The 16,881-nt window shown below is 70.4% G+C and carries 14 protein-coding genes; 7 read left to right on the forward strand and 7 right to left on the reverse strand.

The features are described from left to right. Positions 1 to 9 precede the first annotated feature (9 nt). Positions 10 to 2,241: an excinuclease ABC subunit UvrB gene (gene uvrB / locus B5F73_RS00075; protein ID WP_087224611.1), complete on the forward strand. Its 2,232-nt coding sequence runs from the start codon at positions 10 to 12 to the stop codon at positions 2,239 to 2,241. Positions 2,242 to 2,247: 6 nt separating this feature from the next. Next, the gene (locus B5F73_RS00080; RefSeq protein WP_087224614.1) at positions 2,248 to 3,474 is read left to right on the forward strand and encodes an Mbeg1-like protein; all 1,227 of its coding nucleotides are present in this window, start codon (positions 2,248 to 2,250) and stop codon (positions 3,472 to 3,474) included. Here the strand turns inward: B5F73_RS00080 and B5F73_RS00085 are convergent. The 3 genes from B5F73_RS00085 to B5F73_RS00095 form a co-directional block, all read right to left on the reverse strand. After that, positions 3,471 to 5,090, reverse strand: coding sequence for an FAD-dependent protein (locus B5F73_RS00085; protein ID WP_087224617.1), 1,620 nt, complete (start codon positions 5,088 to 5,090; stop codon positions 3,471 to 3,473). The genes B5F73_RS00080 and B5F73_RS00085 overlap by 4 nt on opposite strands. A 143-nt stretch (positions 5,091 to 5,233) precedes the next feature. Beyond that, positions 5,234 to 6,406: an FAD-dependent oxidoreductase gene (locus B5F73_RS00090; protein WP_087224620.1), complete on the reverse strand. Its 1,173-nt coding sequence runs from the start codon at positions 6,404 to 6,406 to the stop codon at positions 5,234 to 5,236. Position 6,407: 1 nt separating this feature from the next. Next, positions 6,408 to 7,283, reverse strand: coding sequence for an Mrp/NBP35 family ATP-binding protein (locus B5F73_RS00095; RefSeq protein ID WP_087224624.1), 876 nt, complete (start codon positions 7,281 to 7,283; stop codon positions 6,408 to 6,410). 71 nt (positions 7,284 to 7,354) lie between these two features. Here B5F73_RS00095 and B5F73_RS00100 point away from each other — a divergent pair, with 71 nt between their 5' ends. The 3 genes from B5F73_RS00100 to ybaK are packed head-to-tail and all read left to right on the forward strand — an operon-like array spanning position 7,355 to position 11,930. After that, positions 7,355 to 8,476 (forward strand): MBL fold metallo-hydrolase, encoded by a 1,122-nt coding sequence (locus tag B5F73_RS00100; protein WP_087224627.1) that lies wholly within the window; start codon positions 7,355 to 7,357, stop codon positions 8,474 to 8,476. 60 nt (positions 8,477 to 8,536) lie between these two features. Beyond that, entirely contained in the window at positions 8,537 to 11,422 is a 2,886-nt protein-coding gene (uvrA, locus tag B5F73_RS00105) for an excinuclease ABC subunit UvrA (RefSeq protein ID WP_087224629.1), read from the forward strand. Between the two features lie 7 nt (positions 11,423 to 11,429). Next, positions 11,430 to 11,930 (forward strand): Cys-tRNA(Pro) deacylase, encoded by a 501-nt coding sequence (gene ybaK, locus B5F73_RS00110; RefSeq protein ID WP_087224632.1) that lies wholly within the window; start codon positions 11,430 to 11,432, stop codon positions 11,928 to 11,930. Positions 11,931 to 11,934: 4 nt separating this feature from the next. Here the strand turns inward: ybaK and B5F73_RS00115 are convergent, their stop codons facing one another. The 4 genes from B5F73_RS00115 to B5F73_RS00130 form a co-directional block, all read right to left on the reverse strand. Continuing rightward, positions 11,935 to 12,189: a DUF2442 domain-containing protein gene (locus B5F73_RS00115; protein ID WP_087224634.1), complete on the reverse strand. Its 255-nt coding sequence runs from the start codon at positions 12,187 to 12,189 to the stop codon at positions 11,935 to 11,937. Positions 12,190 to 12,202: 13 nt separating this feature from the next. Then, positions 12,203 to 12,469 (reverse strand): DUF4160 domain-containing protein, encoded by a 267-nt coding sequence (locus B5F73_RS00120; RefSeq protein WP_087224637.1) that lies wholly within the window; start codon positions 12,467 to 12,469, stop codon positions 12,203 to 12,205. A gap of 27 nt (positions 12,470 to 12,496) precedes the next feature. Then, positions 12,497 to 12,865 carry a ribbon-helix-helix protein, CopG family gene (locus B5F73_RS00125; protein ID WP_087224640.1) on the reverse strand — a complete coding sequence of 123 codons (369 nt, stop codon included), beginning with the start codon at positions 12,863 to 12,865 and terminating at the stop codon, positions 12,497 to 12,499. A gap of 99 nt (positions 12,866 to 12,964) precedes the next feature. Beyond that, entirely contained in the window at positions 12,965 to 13,420 is a 456-nt protein-coding gene (locus B5F73_RS00130) for a hypothetical protein (protein ID WP_143803100.1), read from the reverse strand. A gap of 410 nt (positions 13,421 to 13,830) precedes the next feature. Between B5F73_RS00130 and hisG the strand changes: the two genes are divergently transcribed. Together hisG and hisD are read left to right on the forward strand one after the other, a co-directional pair. Next, positions 13,831 to 15,498 carry an ATP phosphoribosyltransferase gene (hisG, locus tag B5F73_RS00135; protein ID WP_239379739.1) on the forward strand — a complete coding sequence of 556 codons (1,668 nt, stop codon included), beginning with the start codon at positions 13,831 to 13,833 and terminating at the stop codon, positions 15,496 to 15,498. Further along, a complete protein-coding gene (gene hisD, locus B5F73_RS00140; RefSeq protein ID WP_087224646.1) occupies positions 15,495 to 16,880 on the forward strand; it encodes a histidinol dehydrogenase in 1,386 nt (461 codons plus the stop codon). The genes hisG and hisD overlap by 4 nt, the downstream gene beginning before the upstream one ends. The last annotated feature ends 1 nt before the right edge of the window (position 16,881 follow it).

Genomic DNA, 16,881 nt, shown 5'->3' on the forward strand with positions numbered 1-16,881 from the left:
GGGAGAGCGATGGCAGACGAAAGAGGCGCCCGGGGCCCGGAGCGCGTCGGCGGCGAGCTCGTGCGCTTTGGGCGCGAGGGCGCCGGCGAGCCGCTCCGCGTGGTCTCCCCCTACGAGCCCGCGGGCGACCAGCCCCAGGCCATAGACAAGCTGAGCGAGGGCGTGGAGCGGGGGCTCCGCTACCAGACGCTCATGGGCGTCACGGGCTCGGGCAAGACCTACACCATGGCCAAGACCATCGAGCGGCTCAACCGCCCCACGCTCATCATGGAGCCCAACAAGACGCTCGCCGCGCAGGTGGCGAGCGAGATGCGCGAGCTCTTCCCCAACAACTCGGTCGTCTACTTCGTGAGCTACTACGACTACTACCAGCCCGAGGCCTACGTCCCGCAGACCGACACCTACATCGAGAAGGACGCCTCTATCAACGAGGAGGTCGAGAAGCTCCGCCACCAGGCCACCTCGAGCCTGCTCTCGCGCCGCGACGTCATCGTGGTGGCGTCGGTGAGCTGCATCTACGGCATCGGCAGCCCGCAGGACTACGCGGGGCTCGCGCCCAACGTGAGCAAGGACGAGCCGCTCGAGCGCGACGACCTCATCAAGAGCCTGATAGACATCCAGTACGACCGCAACGACTACGACCTCTCGCGCGGCACCTTCCGCGTGCGCGGCGACACCGTGGACGTGTTTCCGCCCTACGCCGAGAACCCCCTGCGCATCTCGTTCTTCGGCGACGAGGTGGAGCTCATCGCCGAGGTTGATAGCGTCACCGGCGAGCTGGTGCGCGAGTTCGACGCCATCCCGATCTGGCCCGCGTCGCACTACGTGACCGAGCGCCCCAAGGTGACGCACGCGCTCGAGACGATAAACGAGGAGCTCGAGCAGCGCGTGGCCGAGCTCAAGGCCAACGACCTCCTGCTCGAGGCCCAGCGCCTCGCCCAGCGCACGAGCTACGACCTCGAGATGCTCGAGACGATGGGCTACTGCAACGGCATCGAGAACTACTCGCGCCACCTCGACGGCCGCAAGGCCGGCGAGCCCCCGTACACGCTGATCGACTACTTCCCCAAGGACATGGTCTGCATCATCGACGAGTCACACGTCACGGTGCCCCAGATCCGCGGTATGTACGAGGGCGACCGCTCGCGCAAGGTGACGCTCGTCGACCACGGCTTCCGCCTGCCCTCGGCGCTTGACAACCGCCCCTTGCGCTTCGACGAGTTCGAGGCGCGCGTCCCGCAGTTCATCTACGTCTCGGCCACCCCCGGCGACTACGAAGAGTCGGTCACCCAGCAGCAGGTCGAGCAGATCATCCGCCCCACCGGTCTTCTCGACCCCAAGGTGGACGTCCGCCCGGTGAACGGGCAGATCGACGACCTCATCTCAGAGATCAAGGAGCGCGTGGCCAAGAAGGAGCGCGTGCTCGTGACCACGCTCACCAAGCGCATGGCCGAGGACCTCACCGACCACCTGCTCGACGAGGGCGTCCGCGTGAACTACATGCACTCCGACACCGCAACGCTCGACCGCGTGGACATCATCCGCGACCTGCGCGTGGGCAAGATCGACGTGCTCGTGGGCATCAACCTTCTGCGCGAGGGCCTCGACATCCCCGAGGTCTCGCTCGTGGCGATCCTGGACGCCGACAAGGAGGGGTTCCTCCGCAACCGGCGCTCGCTGATCCAGACCATGGGCCGCGCGGCGAGAAACGCCCAGGGCGAGGTCATCATGTACGCCGACACGATCACCGACTCCATGCGCGCCGCGATCGGCGAGACCAACCGCAGGCGCGCCCTGCAGGAGGCCTTCAACGAGGAGCACGGCATCGTGCCGCGCACGGTCAAGAAGTCCATCACGGACGTCTCGTCGTTTATCTCGGAGGCGGAGGCCACGCTCGAGGGCAAGACGCGCGACCGTCACGGAACGGGCAGCCATGGCGCCTTCGAGAGTCTCTCGGCGCGGGAGGAGAGCGAGACCACGGCGCGCTCCGTCGCCGAGGAGCTGGCGAGCCTCTCCAAGGAGGAGCTCGCGGACGTGCTCGACGCCCTCGAGGAGGAGATGGCCGCGGCGTCCGAGGCCATGGACTTCGAGGCCGCGGCGCGCATCCGCGACCAGATCGTCGAGATTCGCACGAGGGTCGAGGGCGGCAGCGCCGACGAGGTCATCGAACGCCTCAAGGCCGGCGCGCGCAAGGGGAGCGCACACGCCACCCGTCGTCGCTACCGCCCGCGCAGGAAGTAGGGTGCCATGGGAGCCAACGCGTCGCAGGACGAGAAGAACCTCTTCGGCTATCTCGCGCGGGAGTTCGAGACGCTCGACGAGCGGCCGCTCGCCGAGGTGGACAGCCTCGTGCTCGCCTGTCTCTCGTACTATCGCTGGCCGGGCGAGGAGGTGCGCGGGCGCGACGGCGTGACGGTGCGCGAGCTCTTCCGCGCCGAGTGCTTCGACGAGATGACCCGCGGCCTCTGGGACCCCGAGGGGCTCGTTCGCCTGCTCACGGCCGTCGCGGCGAGCCCACGCTTCAGGGACGTGCGTGTGTGCTGCTACGTCGACGACTTCGACGAGACCGCCGAGAAGCAGTTCTCCGCCTGCACGCTGCGCCTCCCCTCGGGCGGCGCCTACCTCTCCTTCCGCGGCACGGACAACACGGTCGTGGGGTGGAAGGAGGACTTCAACATGGCGTTCGAGACGGGCGTGCCCTCGCAGTACGCCGCGATCTCCTACCTCGAGCTCGTCGAGCCCCTGGTGGAGGGCCCGATCTACCTGGGCGGCCACTCAAAGGGCGGCAACCTCGCCGTCTGCGCGACCGCACGCTGCCCGGGGCGCGTCGCCGCGCGCATCGCACGGGCCTTCTCGCACGACGGCCCCGGCTTCACCGAGGAAGCGCTGTCGGACGCAGGCTGGCTGGACCGCGCCCACCTGGTGTCCAAGACGGTCCCGCGCTCATCGGTGATCGGCATGCTCTTCGAGCGGCAGGAGGACTACGCGGTCGTCGAGTCCTCCACGAGCGGCCTCATGCAGCACAACCCGTTCTCGTGGGTCGTCGAGGGCACGGACTTCTCCTACGCGGAGGGGATAGGCCGGGGCGCGAGCTTCGTGGACAAGACGCTCAACGAGTGGATCGCGAGCATGACGCACGAGGAGCGCGCGGGGTTCGTGGACACGCTCTTCTCGGTCATCGGGGCGGGAGGCAAGGACACCTTCGGCGAGCTGGGGGAGAACTGGCAGACCACGGTGCCCGCGATGCTTCGCGAGCTCGGCAAGCTCGAGCCAGAGGAGCGCGCCAACATCACGCGCGCCCTCGCCCTTCTCGTCCGCACCGTCATGCCTGACTTCGAGCTGCCGCAGATGCCCGAGCTCGAGCTCCCGCAGTTCGAGCTCCCCGACTTCGCCGCACTCGAGCAGGGGAGGATGACCTCGCTCGAGGAGAGGATGGCGCAGCTCTCCAACCCGACGCCCCCGTCGGAGGGCTAGAGGCTCCCCACGATCTTCTGGGCCGCGAGGATGCCGTCGGTGGCGGCGCTCATGATGCCGCCCGCGTATCCCGCCCCCTCGCCGACGGGCCAGAGGCCGCGCACGGACACGCTCTGGCCGTCGTCCCCGCGCGTGACGCGCACCGGGGAGCTCGAGCGCGTCTCCACGCCGGTGAGCACCGCGTCCGCCGCGTCGAAGCCGCGGAGCCTGCGGCCGAGCACGGGGATGGCGTCGCGCAGGGTCCCGGCGACATAGGGAGGCAGACACGTCGCCACGTCGCCCCAGCTCACGCCGCGGGGGTAGGTCGGGCGCACACGTCCGCCCGCGCTGGAGGGCACGCCTTGGAGGAAGTCGCCGACGAGCTGGGCGGGGGCGACGTAGGCCCCGCCGCCGGCGGCGAAGGCGGCTCGCTCGCACGCGCGCTGCAGCTCGACGCCGGCGAGTGCGTCGTCGCCGGGGAGGTCCTCGGGGAAGACGTTGGCGAGCAGACCCGCGTTGGCGTTCGTGCCGGCCCGGTCGGAGAGGCTCATGCCGTTGGTGCAGACGCCGCCGCGCTCGCTCGCCGCCGAGACCACGTAGCCGCCGGGGCACATGCAGAACGAGAACGCGCTCCTGCTCGACGGGAGGTGACAGGAGAGGCCGTAGGGCGCCGCCCCGAGGGCGGGATGCCCGGCCGCCGGCCCGTAGAGGGCGCGGTCGATGTCCGCCTGCAGGTGTTCGATGCGCACGCCCATGGCGAAGGTCTTGCGCTCTAGGGCCACGCCGCGGTCGCGCAGCAGCTCGAAGACGTCGCGGGCGGAGTGGCCGCAGGCGAGGACCACGCAGCTCGCGCTGACGCGCTCCTCCCGCTCGACGCCGTCGTCGCCCGTGGTGGCGAGCGTGACCGAGTGCACCCGGCCGCCCGTGACGTCGAGGTCGCTCATCCGGCAGCGAGTCCGGACCTCGCCGCCCGCCTCTTCGATCTGCCGCACGATGTCGGTCACCACGCGGGGGAGCACGTCGCTGCCCACGTGGGGCTTGGCATCCCAGAGGATCTGCCGCTGAGCGCCCGCCGCGACGAAGGTCTCGAGGATGAGGCGGTGCGCAGGGCTCCTGGTCCCGGTCTGGAGCTTGCCGTCGGAGAAGGTCCCGGCCCCGCCCACGCCAAACTGGATGTTGCTCTCGACGTCGAGCTCGCCGGTCTCGTTGTGGCGGCGCACGGCCTCGGCGCGACGGGCGGCGTCATCGCCGCGCTCCACGAGCAGCGGCTCGAGCCCGGCGCGCGCGAGCGAGAGCGCGCAGAAGAGCCCCGCGCAGCCCGCGCCCACGACGACGGGCCTGCTCCCGGTATGCGCAACGGGCGCGGGGAAGGTGAAGGGCCGCTCGTCGACGAGCTTGACGCCCTTGTCGGCACGCACGCGCGCGCCCGGGGCGAGCTCGGCGCGCAGCGTGAACGTGAGCTGCACGTCGCCGCGCTTCCGGGCGTCGATCGAGCGCCGCCGCCGCTCCAGGAGCTCGATGTCCGACTCGCGAACGTGCAGCTTGCGCGCCAGTGCGCGGCGACACGCCGCCAGCTCGCGCTCGTCGCTGCCGTCCAGCGCGGAGAGCGGGATTCGAATGCCGGAGACCTCGATCATGGATGCCCTTCTTATGACCCTGAACCCAAACCCAATTCCGGTTTGGGTTCATTATGCGACGCATTCCGGGGGCGTCGCGCAAAAACCGCAGCCGCGCGAACCCAAACCGCGAGAGGGGGTGTGCCAGAGGGCGAGCTTTGGGTTCACCGTGCCGCCGCGGCGCCCGCCACGAGGCCGCTCCTCCACGCCCAGGCGAGGTTGAAGCCGCCGCAGGCCCCGTCTACATGGAGCGCCTCACCGCAGGCGAAGAACCCGGGCAGCCCGTGCGCCCCCAGCGTGGCGGGGTCGAACTGGCTGGTGAGCAGCCCGCCCCTCGTGACCTGGGCGCGTTCGGGATCGGCAGGCCCCTGCACAACGAGTCGCAGGTCGCGTGCCCTGTCGAGCGAGTCGCCCAGCGCGCGTGCGATCAGGGGGTCCAGGAGCCCGGCGCAGCCACCCGCCGTCTCGGCGAGGTGCCGGGCGACGCCCTCGTCGAGCCCGCAGGTGAGGTCGAGCGAGATCACGTCGCCGCGCCGCGCCGCGCGAGAGAGGTCGAAGACCACGATCCCCGAGAGCCCGTAGCCGCGGAACAGCACCTCGCCCTCCTCGCGCGCGACCTCGGTCCCGTCGCGCAGGAGCCGTGCCGCCGCGTGGGCGCGCCGACCGTCGAGCGCCTCGAGAGATACGACCTCGGGCGCCTCGCAGGCGAGCGAGCAGAGCACCGGCTCGAAGGGCGCGCACGCAAGCCCCAGCGAGCGGGCGAGACCCTCGCCGCCCCCGACCGCGAGCACCACGGAGCGCACCTCGAGCTCGCCCGAGGTCGCGCCCGCAAACGTCACGCGCCAGGATCCCGCCTCGCGGGCGATGCCGCCCACCTCGCGCGCCGCCGCCAGCGTCACGCCCGCCCTCCCGGCTCGGGCGAGCAGCACCTCGCGCACCGAGGCCGCCTGCCGCGAGAGCGGGTAGAGCCTCCCGCCCTCCTCGGCCCATGCCAGGCCGCAGCCCTCGAAGAAGGCGAGCACGTTCTCGCCAAAGCGCGGCCCGCAGACCGCCTCGACGAAGGCGGGGTCGTTGTAGCGCTCCCACGAGAGCCGCGCGTTGGAGAAGTTGCAGCGCCCGTTGCCGGTGGCGAGGATCGTGCGCCCGCACTCGGGGGCGCGCTCCAGCACCACGACGGACGCCCCGCCCTCGGCGGCCGCGATCGCCGCGGCGAGGCCGGCGGCCCCGCCGCCGACCACGCAGACGTCACAGCGCGCGGGCACGCGCACGGAGGCCGCGGCGGCGAGGGCCGCCTCGCGCGCCTGCGACCTCGATGGTCTTCTCGGCCCCCGCGCCACGCTACGCGCCCTGGCCGTGCAGGGCGTCCATGAACTCGGCGGTGCGCACGACGACGTCCACGGCGTCGGGCAGGAGTCCCTCGGGGAGCTTCCCCTCAAAGGTGCCGGTGTCGCATGCCTCCGCGAGCGCGGCGTCCATCGGGAGCTGCCCCAGCGCCTCCACGTCGAAGGCCTTGGCGGTCTCCTCCAGGCGCGACGGCCCGTAGGGATAGATCTTCTCGCCGCAGTGCGGGCACTCGACGTAGGCCATGTTCTCCACGAGGCCGAGCACCGGCACGTTCATCATGTTGGCCATGTTCACGGCCTTGCCGACGACCATCTGCACGAGGTCCTGCGGCGAGCTCACGATCACCACGCCGTCCACCGGCAGAGACTGGAAAACGGTGAGCGCCACGTCGCCCGTCCCCGGGGGCATGTCCACGAGCAGGTAGTCGAGCTCGCCCCAGGCGCAGTCCTCCCAGAACTGCTTGATGGCGCCGGCCACGACCGGTCCGCGCCAGATCACGGGGTCGCTCTCGTGCTCGAGCACGAGGTTGGCGCTCATGACCTCGATGCCGCCGCGCGTGAGCACGGGGACGATGAGCTCGTCCACGCCGCGAGCTCGCGCGCCCGCGAGGCCCATCATGCGCGGGATCGAGGGGCCGGTGATGTCGGCGTCGAGGATGCCCACGCGGGCGCCGCGGCGCGCCAGCTCGACGGCCAGGATGCCGCACACGAGCGACTTGCCCACGCCCCCCTTGCCCGACATCACGCCGATGACGTGGTGGATGTTGGAGTAGTCGTTCTGCTGGAAGCCGGCGGGAGGCTCGGGCTGCCTCTGGCCGTGCAGCACCTCGTCGACCTCCTGGCGGAGCTTGTCCTGCTCGTTCTGGTCCATGGCCTTCCTCTCGACGCGCCCCCTCGGGGCGAAGTTTGGCAACGTGTTGATTCTACCCGAGGCGCCCTCGGATGGTTCATACTGGCGAGAAGAACGGGACGGCTGCGAGGGAGGCGCACATGGGCGGCGACGCGCTCGACGGAACGTGGGGCCAGGGCTGCGGCGAGAACTGCTTCACGCTCGACGGAGACGGCTTCACCTGCAGCCGCGTGCTCGACGAGCCCGAGGTCTGGCGCGTCGAGCTGCTCATGCATGACACGTTCCTGCCCTCCGTGAACGCCTTCGTGCTGCGCGACGGCGACGAGACGCTCGTCGTGGACGCGGGGACCTCGGACGACTTCAACGACACGCGCCTCATGCGCGCGCTCCTCGGCCTGGGCGTGGACCCCGAGCGCACGACGCTGGTCTGCACGCACGCCCACATGGACCACGCCGGCCTCGCCCGGGAGCTCACGGAGGCGGGCGTCCGCGCCGTCGTCCCGGAGGGCGTGCTCTCCGACATGCGTCGCCTCGCGGTCCCCGCGTGGCGCGACGAGATGGTGGCGCGCATGAGCGCGGAGGGCGTGGGCGCGACGGAGTCCGTCGAGCTCGCCGACGTCATCTGGGACCACGCGGTCAACTTCGAGACCGAGAGGATCGCCTTCTCGACGGTCGCCGCCGGCGAGGCGCTCCGCTGCGGTCGCTGGTCCCTCGAGGTCGTCCCCACCCCGGGTCACACCCCGGGCCACTGCGCGCTCTGGGAGCCGCGCACGCGCACGGCGTTTCTCGGTGACGCGGTGCTCTTCCTGTGCTCCACGTGCATCGGCTTCTGGGGCGAGGGGGAGGACCCCATGGGGGAGCAGCTCGCAACGCTGCGGCGCCTTGCGGGGACGGGCATCGAGCGGGCGCTCTTGGGCCACGGCCTGCAGGAGGGGAGCGTGGCCGAGCGCTGCCTCGCAAACGCCGCCCACCACGAGCGCCGCAGCGCCCGCGCCCTGGCGGCGATTCGCGAGACGCCCGGCCAGACGGGCTTCGAGCTCGTGCCGGCGATGGGCTGGCGTGCCCCGTTCGACCACTGGGCGCAGACGCCGGCGCTCACGCGCTGGTTCCTCGTCTCCGAGAGCATCGCGCATCTCGACCACCTCGTTGCGACGGGCGCCGTCCGCCGCGAGCGCGATGGTGCCGGCGTGAACCGCTACGTCGCCGTGGGCTAGGCGCCGCGCGCGGGATACAATCAAAAGGTTGGTCCGGCCGGCACATCCGAGGAGGGTCCCATGGCCCACGATTCGATCGTCATCCGCGGCGCGCGCGAGCACAACCTCGCCGACGTCGACGTCGACATACCGCGCGACAGGCTCGTCGTCATCACGGGCCTCTCCGGCTCGGGCAAGTCGAGCCTCGCCTTCGACACCATCTACGCCGAGGGCCAGCGCCGCTACGTGGAGTCGCTCTCCAGCTACGCGCGCCAGTTCCTCGGCCAGATGGACAAGCCCGACCTGGACTCCATCGACGGCCTCTCGCCGGCGGTCTCCATCGACCAGAAGACCACGTCGAGAAACCCCCGCTCCACGGTGGGCACCGTGACCGAGATCTACGACTACCTGCGCCTGCTCTTCGCGCGCGTGGGCACGCCCCACTGCCCGGAGTGCGGCCGCGTGATCGAGCGCCAGACCACCGACCAGGTGGCCGACAAGGTCCTCGAGCGCGCACAGGGCCGCCGCGCCCTCGTGCTCGCCCCCGTGGTCCTCGACCGCAAGGGCGAGTACACCAAGCTCTTCGAGGACCTGCGCCGCGAGGGCTTCTCGCGCGTGCGCATCGACGGCGAGGTGCGCGAGCTCGGCGACGAGGAGATTCGCCTCGAGAAGAAGAACCGCCACAACGTCGAGGTCGTCGTCGACCGCATCGTGGTGCGCGAGAACTCGCTCGGCCGCATCGCCGAGGCCGTCGAGCAGGCCACCAAGCTCGCCGCCGGCCGCGTGGGCTTCTACCTCCTGCCCGACCGCGACGACCCGGAGCGCCTGCCCGGCGAGCTCATCAGCTACTCGCTCGCGCTCGCCTGCCCCGAGCACGGCCACTCCATGGACGACCTCCAGCCGCGCGACTTCTCGTTCAACGCCCCCTACGGCGCCTGCCCCGACTGCGACGGCCTGGGATTTCGCAAGGTCGTGGACGCCGAGGCGCTGATCGAGGACCCCACGCTCTCCGTCGCGGGGGGCGTCTTCGGCAGCCTCTTCGGCCACTCCAACTACTACCCGCAGGTGCTCGCCGCCGTCTGCCGCCACCTCGGCGCCTCGGAGGAGACGCCGTGGGCAGAGCTCCCCAAGAAGGTCCAGTCCGCCCTTCTCGACGGCCTGGGCGCCACCAAGGTCCGCGTGGACTACCTCACGCGCGACGGTCGCAACACGCACTGGTTCACCACCTTCTCCGGCGTGCGCAAGATCCTCTTCGAGAAGTACCAGGAGACCACCTCCGAGACCATGAGGACGCACCTCGAGAAGTACATCCGCGAGGTGCCGTGCTCCACCTGCAACGGCGCGCGCCTCAAGCCCGAGATCCTGGCCGTCACGGTGGGCGAGAAGAACATCTGGCAGGTCTGCGAGCTCTCCTGCCGCGAGGCGCTCGCCTTCTTCGAGGCCCTCGAGCTCACCGACCGCCAGCGCTTCATCGCCGGCGCCGTGGTGAAGGAGATCGTCGCCCGCCTGCGCTTCCTCGTGAACGTGGGCCTGGACTATCTCACGCTCAGCCGCGCGGCCGCCACGCTCTCCGGCGGAGAGGCCCAGCGCATCCGCCTGGCCACCCAGATCGGCGCCGGCCTCATGGGCGTGCTCTACATCCTGGACGAGCCCTCGATCGGGTTGCACCAGCGCGACAACAACCGCCTGATCGAGACCTTGAAGCGCCTGCGCGACCAGGGCAACACCGTCATCGTGGTCGAGCACGACGAGGACACCATCCGCGCCGCCGACTACGTGATCGACATGGGTCCCGGCGCCGGCGAGCTGGGCGGGCGCGTGGTCGCTGCGGGAACGCCGGATGAAATCGCCGCCTGCCCGGACTCGATCACGGGCTCCTACCTCACCGGTGAGCGCCAGATCCGCCTGCCCGAGAAGCGCCGCAACCCGCGCAAGGGGCAGATCAAGATCACCGGCGCCTCCGCCAACAACCTCAAGAACGTCTCCACCAAGATCGAGCTCGGCACGCTCACGGTGGTCACCGGCGTCTCGGGCTCGGGCAAGAGCTCGCTCGTCACCGACACGCTCGCGCCCGCACTCACCAACGCCGTGCACCGCTCCAAGCGCGTCGTGGGACCGTACAAGAAGCTCGAGGGCGTGGACCAGATCGACAAGGTCATCGACATCGACCAGTCGCCGATCGGCCGGACCCCGCGCTCCAACCCCGCGACCTACATCGGGCTCTGGGACGACCTGCGCGCCCTCTTCGCGTCGCTGCCGGACAGCCGTGCGCGCGGCTACAGCCCGGGGCGCTTCTCGTTCAACGTGCCCGGCGGCCGCTGCGAGGCGTGCAAGGGCGACGGCCAGATCAAGATCGAGATGAACTTCCTGCCGGACGTCTACGTGCCCTGCGAGGTCTGTCACGGCAAGCGCTACAACCGCGAGACGCTCGAGGTGCTCTACCACGGCAAGTCGATCTCGGACGTGCTCGACATGACGGTCCACGAGGCGCTGGCCTTCTTTGCCAACATCCCGCGCATCAAGAAAAAGCTCCAGACCCTCTACGACGTGGGCCTCGGCTACATCCACCTGGGCCAGCCCGCCACGACGCTCTCGGGCGGCGAGGCGCAGCGCGTCAAGCTCGCCAAGGAGCTGCACCGCCAGCAGACCGGCAAGACCTTCTACATCCTCGACGAGCCCACCACGGGCCTGCACTTCGAGGACGTTCGCCAGCTCGTGGACGTGCTCGAGAAGCTCGTCGACGCCGGCAACACCGTCCTGGTCATCGAGCACAACCTCGACGTCATCAAGATGGCCGACCGCGTGCTCGACATGGGCCCCGAGGGCGGCGACGGCGGCGGCACCGTGGTGGCCTACGGCACGCCCGAGCAGGTCGCGCGGGTGCCGGAGAGCTACACCGGCCAGTTCCTCCGCGACGTCCTCGCGCGGGACCGCGCCCGCGACCGGGCGAAGAACGAGCTGAGGTAGGGGCACCGTGGCGCGCAGGGACAAGTTCCAGAAGACCAACGCCATGCGCGAGCTCGAGGCCGCCGGCGTGCCCTTCTCGTACGAGACCTACGAGGTCGACGAGACGGACACGTCGAGCGAGCTCGGCCTGCACATCGCGCAGATGCTCGGCGAGGACCCGGCGGCGAGCTTCAAGACGCTCGTGTGCGTGACGCCGGCGGGGGAGCACGTGGTCTGCTGCGTGCCGGTGGCCGACGAGCTCGACCTCAAGAAGGCGGCCGCGGCGGCGGGCGAGAAGAGCCTCTCGCTCATGCACGTACGCGACCTCGAGCCGGTGACGGGCTACGTCCGCGGCGGCTGCTCGCCGGTAGGCATGAGGAAGCGCTTCCCGACGCTGATCGACGAGACGGCCCAGCTCTTCGACGAGATCCACGTCTCGGGCGGCCGGCGCGGCCTCAGCCTCGTGATTGCCCCCGACGACCTGGTCGGCTTCTGCGACGCCACCCTCGCCGACATCGTCCGGGACTAGGGCGTCACGACTGCGTAACCGGCTTGCTCAGGTCGTGGAGCTCATGGGGGGCGATGTCCTGCCCGTGGGGCCACTCGATGCCCGTCCCTCCGTCGGAAATGCGGACGCTCCTGAAGTATGCGGCGTCAGCGAGCTCCCCGTACCAAGGTCCGTTCGCGTAGGGGGCCACGTCAAACTCGCGGGTGTCCCCGTCCTCATAGACGAGCAGGAGGCGAAGCGTGTCGAGGGGCTTCACGGAGGTCAGACGAGGCTGCAGCATGAGTGGCGTCCTCCTACGAGAGGGGGTCGATGCGAAAGAACTGCTCGCCCCGTTCGAGGAGCGACCAGTTTGCCTCCAGCTCGTCGTGATGAATCTCCATCCAAGCAAGAAGCAACCTCATTTTATTACGAGGGAGAAGGCCTTCAAGAACCGTTCCGTCGAGCGCGACGACCACCTCGTCTCCCGAGAACTCCGCGTGAATGTGCGGAAGGTTATGACGACCCCCTATCTCACGGTACATGCGAACGATGATCCCAAAGAACATGCTGAGTACTGGCATGCGCGCGTCCCCTCTGGGCTTGTTTGACTAGGCGCTGTCCTCCTCCAGGTCGCGCTCGATGAGCTGACGGAGCCGCTGCGAGCGCGTCTGTCCGTTTCGAGCGGCCTTCTCGTCAAAGGCTTGCACCTTTGACACGGGGACCTTGACCCCGATGAGCTTGAGCTGCTCGGAGCTTATGCGCGGGCGCCCCACTAGGATACGGCCCCATTTCCCGGGGAGCTCTCCGCGTTCGAGGCGCTCGGCGATCTCCTCGATGTCCTGATCGGTGAGGACGTCGCCTCCCTGTGTGACGTACTTCACGTTGCACCTCCCATAGTTCGTCAGCACGTCGGCTGCGGAGAGCTCCGGATGTCGACGATGGATGCGTTCATGGATCCGGATGGGGACCTTCCTCATGGCGCACCTTTCGTTAAACAAAACGTTATACGTAAATAGAGGGAGGTGCAAGGTGCAGGTTGGCGGGCGGCGAGTCGCCGCCGCCCGCCGGGCGCCGTCTCAGTTGTGCACCACGAGCTCCTCGACGTGGCTGATGAAGATCCTCACGCCCCTCCCGGCGTCGGCGCCGAGCCACAGGCCTCCCTCGGAGAGGGAGGGCCGCGGTCCCACCCAGTCGTGCTCGTCGCCCAGGTCGTCCTCGACGTCCTCCTCGCGCTCCCTCAGGTTCTCGAGCAGCCTCTGCTCGGCGAGCGCGGCCTCGTCGGGCTCGCCCTCGACCTCGTCCGTGACGGGCTCGGGCATGGACAGCCCAAGCTCGTAGACATCGCTCAGGACCTGGCGGCGCCGCTCGATCGTCCGGTCGAGCACGAGGTTGCGCACGGCCTCGACCGCCTCCGGGTCGTCCACCTCCTCGGGCTTGAGGGTGAGCACGATCGCGTCGTCCGGCACCTCCCCCAGCTCCCTCATGTCGCCGCAGGTCACGATCACCCGAGCCTCTTCCCAGTGCAGTGCCATGTGCGTCTCCCTTCTCTCGCCAACGGGGTGCCGAGCGTAGCAGGGGAGGCGTCGGCGCTGTCTTGCACGTCCCTGACACCTAGCTGACGCCCCAGCTGAAGGGGTCGGGGACGACTGTCGATTCGACGATCTATCGGCATGAGGGTCCTTCTCGCCCGCAGGTGGTCCTTCGTGCGTTCGGCTCGCTCCTACGAGGCGTTTCCGTGGCGCGGTGCGTCTCGAGACCCATATAACACGCAGAATCCGACTTCTTTCTAAATCCCAACTGGTTGTATATGAAATCGAATTGGATTCTGCGTGTTATCGGAGCGGGGAGTCGTGCGAAACGACCCCGGCCTTGCGTCGGCACTTTAGTGTGCTAAAGTAGTCGACGCAACGCCCGACGAGCGGGCAGGCCGAAGGGAGCCAACGTGATCGCAAGAACGCCCCGCGGATTCCGCGACATCCTTCCCCGGGAGGCGCTCGCCCGCGAGCGCATCTGCGACGTGGTGCGGGAATGCTTCTCGGCGCACGGGTACCTGCCCGTCGAGACGCCGCTTCTGGAGGACCGCTCCGCCCTCGAGCGCGGCGGTCGCATCAAGGACTCAGCCTTCCAGCTCTTCGACACCGACCAGACGCTGCTCATGCTGCGCCCCGACCTCACGCTGCCCGTGGCGCGTCTCGTCGCCGGGCGCGTCGCGTCGGGGGACCTCCCGGCGCGCCTGCGCTACAGCGCCCCGGTCGTCCGGGAGGAGCCGAGCCTGCGCGGCCAGCCGCGCCAGTTCACGCAGCTGGGCGTGGAGCTCGTGGCCACGGACGGCACCGCCTCGGAGGCCGAGGTCGTGCGCCTGCTCGCCGAGACCCTCTCCACGCTCGAGGTCCCCGCGTGGCGCATCGTCTTCGGCTCGCCCGTGCCCGTGACCGCGCTGCTCGACGCCTGCTCGCCGAGCCCCGCGTTCTCCGAGCGCGTCCGCGCGCTCGTCCACGACTCCGACCTCGTCACGCTCGACGAGGTCATAGCGGCCGAGAAGGACCTCGACCCCGCGGCCGCGCGCGCCCTCTCCGAGGTCTGCCGCATGGGCGGCGGGACGGAGGTGATCGCGCGGCTGGACGCGCTTCTCGCCGGCGCCGGCGTGCCCGAGGCGTGTCGCGGCACCGCCGAGCTCGCGGCGCTCGCCGCCGAGCTCGCGGACCTCTTCGAGGCGGGTCGCGTCTCCTTTGACTTCTCGATCATCAACTCCTTCGACTACTACACCGGCATCATCTTCAAGGGCTATGCCGAGGGCATCGCCGCGAGCCTCGCCTCGGGCGGCCGCTACGACGCGGTCCTTGCCAACCTGGGGCGCCCGGGGCTCGTCGCCTGCGGGTTCGCCCTCTCGCTCGAGCGCCTCCAGGAGGTGCTCGGGGAGCCGGGGGAGTCGGGCGTGGTGACGCCGGGCGTGCGCCTGGCGGAGCGCCCGCTGCGCGTCGCGGTGCCCAAGGGCTCGCTCTTCGCCGACACGGTGCGCGCCCTCGCCGCCGCCGGACTGCCCACCGCCGAGCTTCAGGACCCGGGACGCCGCCTCGTCGTGCGCGAGGGCGACGTGGAGTACGTGATCGTGCGCGCGCAGGACGCGCCGGCCTTCGTGGGCCACGGCGGCGCCGACTGCGGCTTCTGCGGCACGGACTCGCTCGTGGAGGCAGACCTCGACCTGCTCCAACTCGTGGACATGGGCTACGGCGCGTGCCGCTTCGTCGTGGCGGAGCCGGCGGGCCGCGCCGGCGAGGCCGAGCGCAACTACGCCTGGCGCGGCACCGTGCGCGTGGCCACCAAGTACCCGCGCATCACGCGCCGCTACTACGACTCCATAGGCCAGCAGGTGGACATCGTCACGCTGCACGGTAACATCGAGCTGGGCCCGATCGTGGGCATGACCGACCGCATCGTGGACATCACCGCCACCGGCACCACGCTCGCCGAGAACGACCTCGTGATCGTCGACGACGTGATGGAGTGCTCGGCGCGCTTCTTCGCGGGGCCGGCGGCGTATCGCTGCGACAAGAGGATTCGCGACCTCGCGGCTCGTCTCGCCGAGGTCAGGAAGGGGAGTGCGTCATGAGGACGGTAACGCTCGAAGGGGGAGCGCGCCTCACGCAGGCCGACCTCAACCGCTCGGGGGTCCTTCCCGCCGAGGTCATGGCCGCGGCCGAGAAGATCGTCGACGACGTGCGCGAGCGCGGCGACGCCGCGGTGCGCGAGTACTGCCTGCGCTTTGACGGCGCGTGCCCGCGGGACTTCTGCGTGCCGGACGAGCTGGTCGCCGGCGCGCTCGACCTCGTGCCGCCCGAGTTTCTGGCCGCGCTCACCCGGGCGCGCGACCAGATCCGCGACTTCCACGAGCGCGAGCGCGAGCAGTCCTGGTTCACCACCCGCGCGGACGGCACGATGCTCGGCGTGAAGGTGACGCCTGTTGCCTCCGCCGCAGTCTACGTGCCCGGTGGGCGCGCGCAGTACCCCTCCACGGTCCTCATGGACACGATGCCGGCCAAGGTGGCCGGCGTGGAGCGCGTGGTCATGGTCACCCCGCCGCAGGCGGACGGCACGCTCTCCGCCTACACCCTCGCCGCCGCGGCGCTCGCCGGCGTGGACGAGGTCTACGCCGTGGGCGGAGCCCAGGCGATTGCCGCCGTGGCCTACGGCACCGAGTCGATCCCTGCGGTCGAGAAGATCGTGGGCCCGGGCAACGCCTACGTGGCCGCTGCCAAGCGCTACGTCTCCGGCGACGTGGGCATCGACATGGTGGCCGGCCCCTCCGAGGTGTGCGTGCTCGCGGATGCCGACGCCGCGCCCGAGGTGGTCGCCGCCGACCTCATGGCACAGGCCGAGCACGACCCGATGGCGAGCTGCTACCTCGTGACCTGCGACACCGCGCTCGCCGAGCGCGTCCTGGCCGCCGTCGAGCTGCTCGTCTCCCAGAGCCCGCGCGAGGAGATAACCCGCGCGAGCCTCGACGACCGCGGCGTGGTCGTGGTCTGCGACACGCTCGACGCCGCCGTCGACGCGATCAACGTGATCGCCCCCGAGCACCTGGAGCTCCACTGTGCGGACGCGCTCGGGCTCCTCGGACGCGTGCGCAACGCGGGCGCGATCTTCGTGGGGCCCTGGAGCTCCGAGCCGCTGGGCGACTACGTGGCCGGCCCCAACCACACGCTGCCCACGGGCGGCACCGCGCGCTGGGCCAACCCGCTCGGCGTCTACGACTTCCAGAAGCGCTCGAGCGTGATCTGCTACACGCCCGAGGGCCTGCTCGCGGACGCCCCCGCAACGCAGACCATCGCCCAGGCCGAGGGACTCTGGGCCCATGCCCTCTCCGTCGGCCTGCGCCGCCGCGCCGCGGAGGGCGCCGAGGTCGACGTCCGCGACGTGGCGCGCGTCGCCTGGCCGGAGGCGCTGCCCGCGCCGGCGGGCGTCCCGCTGCCCGGCTTCGAGCGGAGGGGCTAGC

Source organism: Olsenella sp. An270 (assembly GCF_002159735.1).
Classification (GTDB): domain Bacteria; phylum Actinomycetota; class Coriobacteriia; order Coriobacteriales; family Atopobiaceae; genus Thermophilibacter.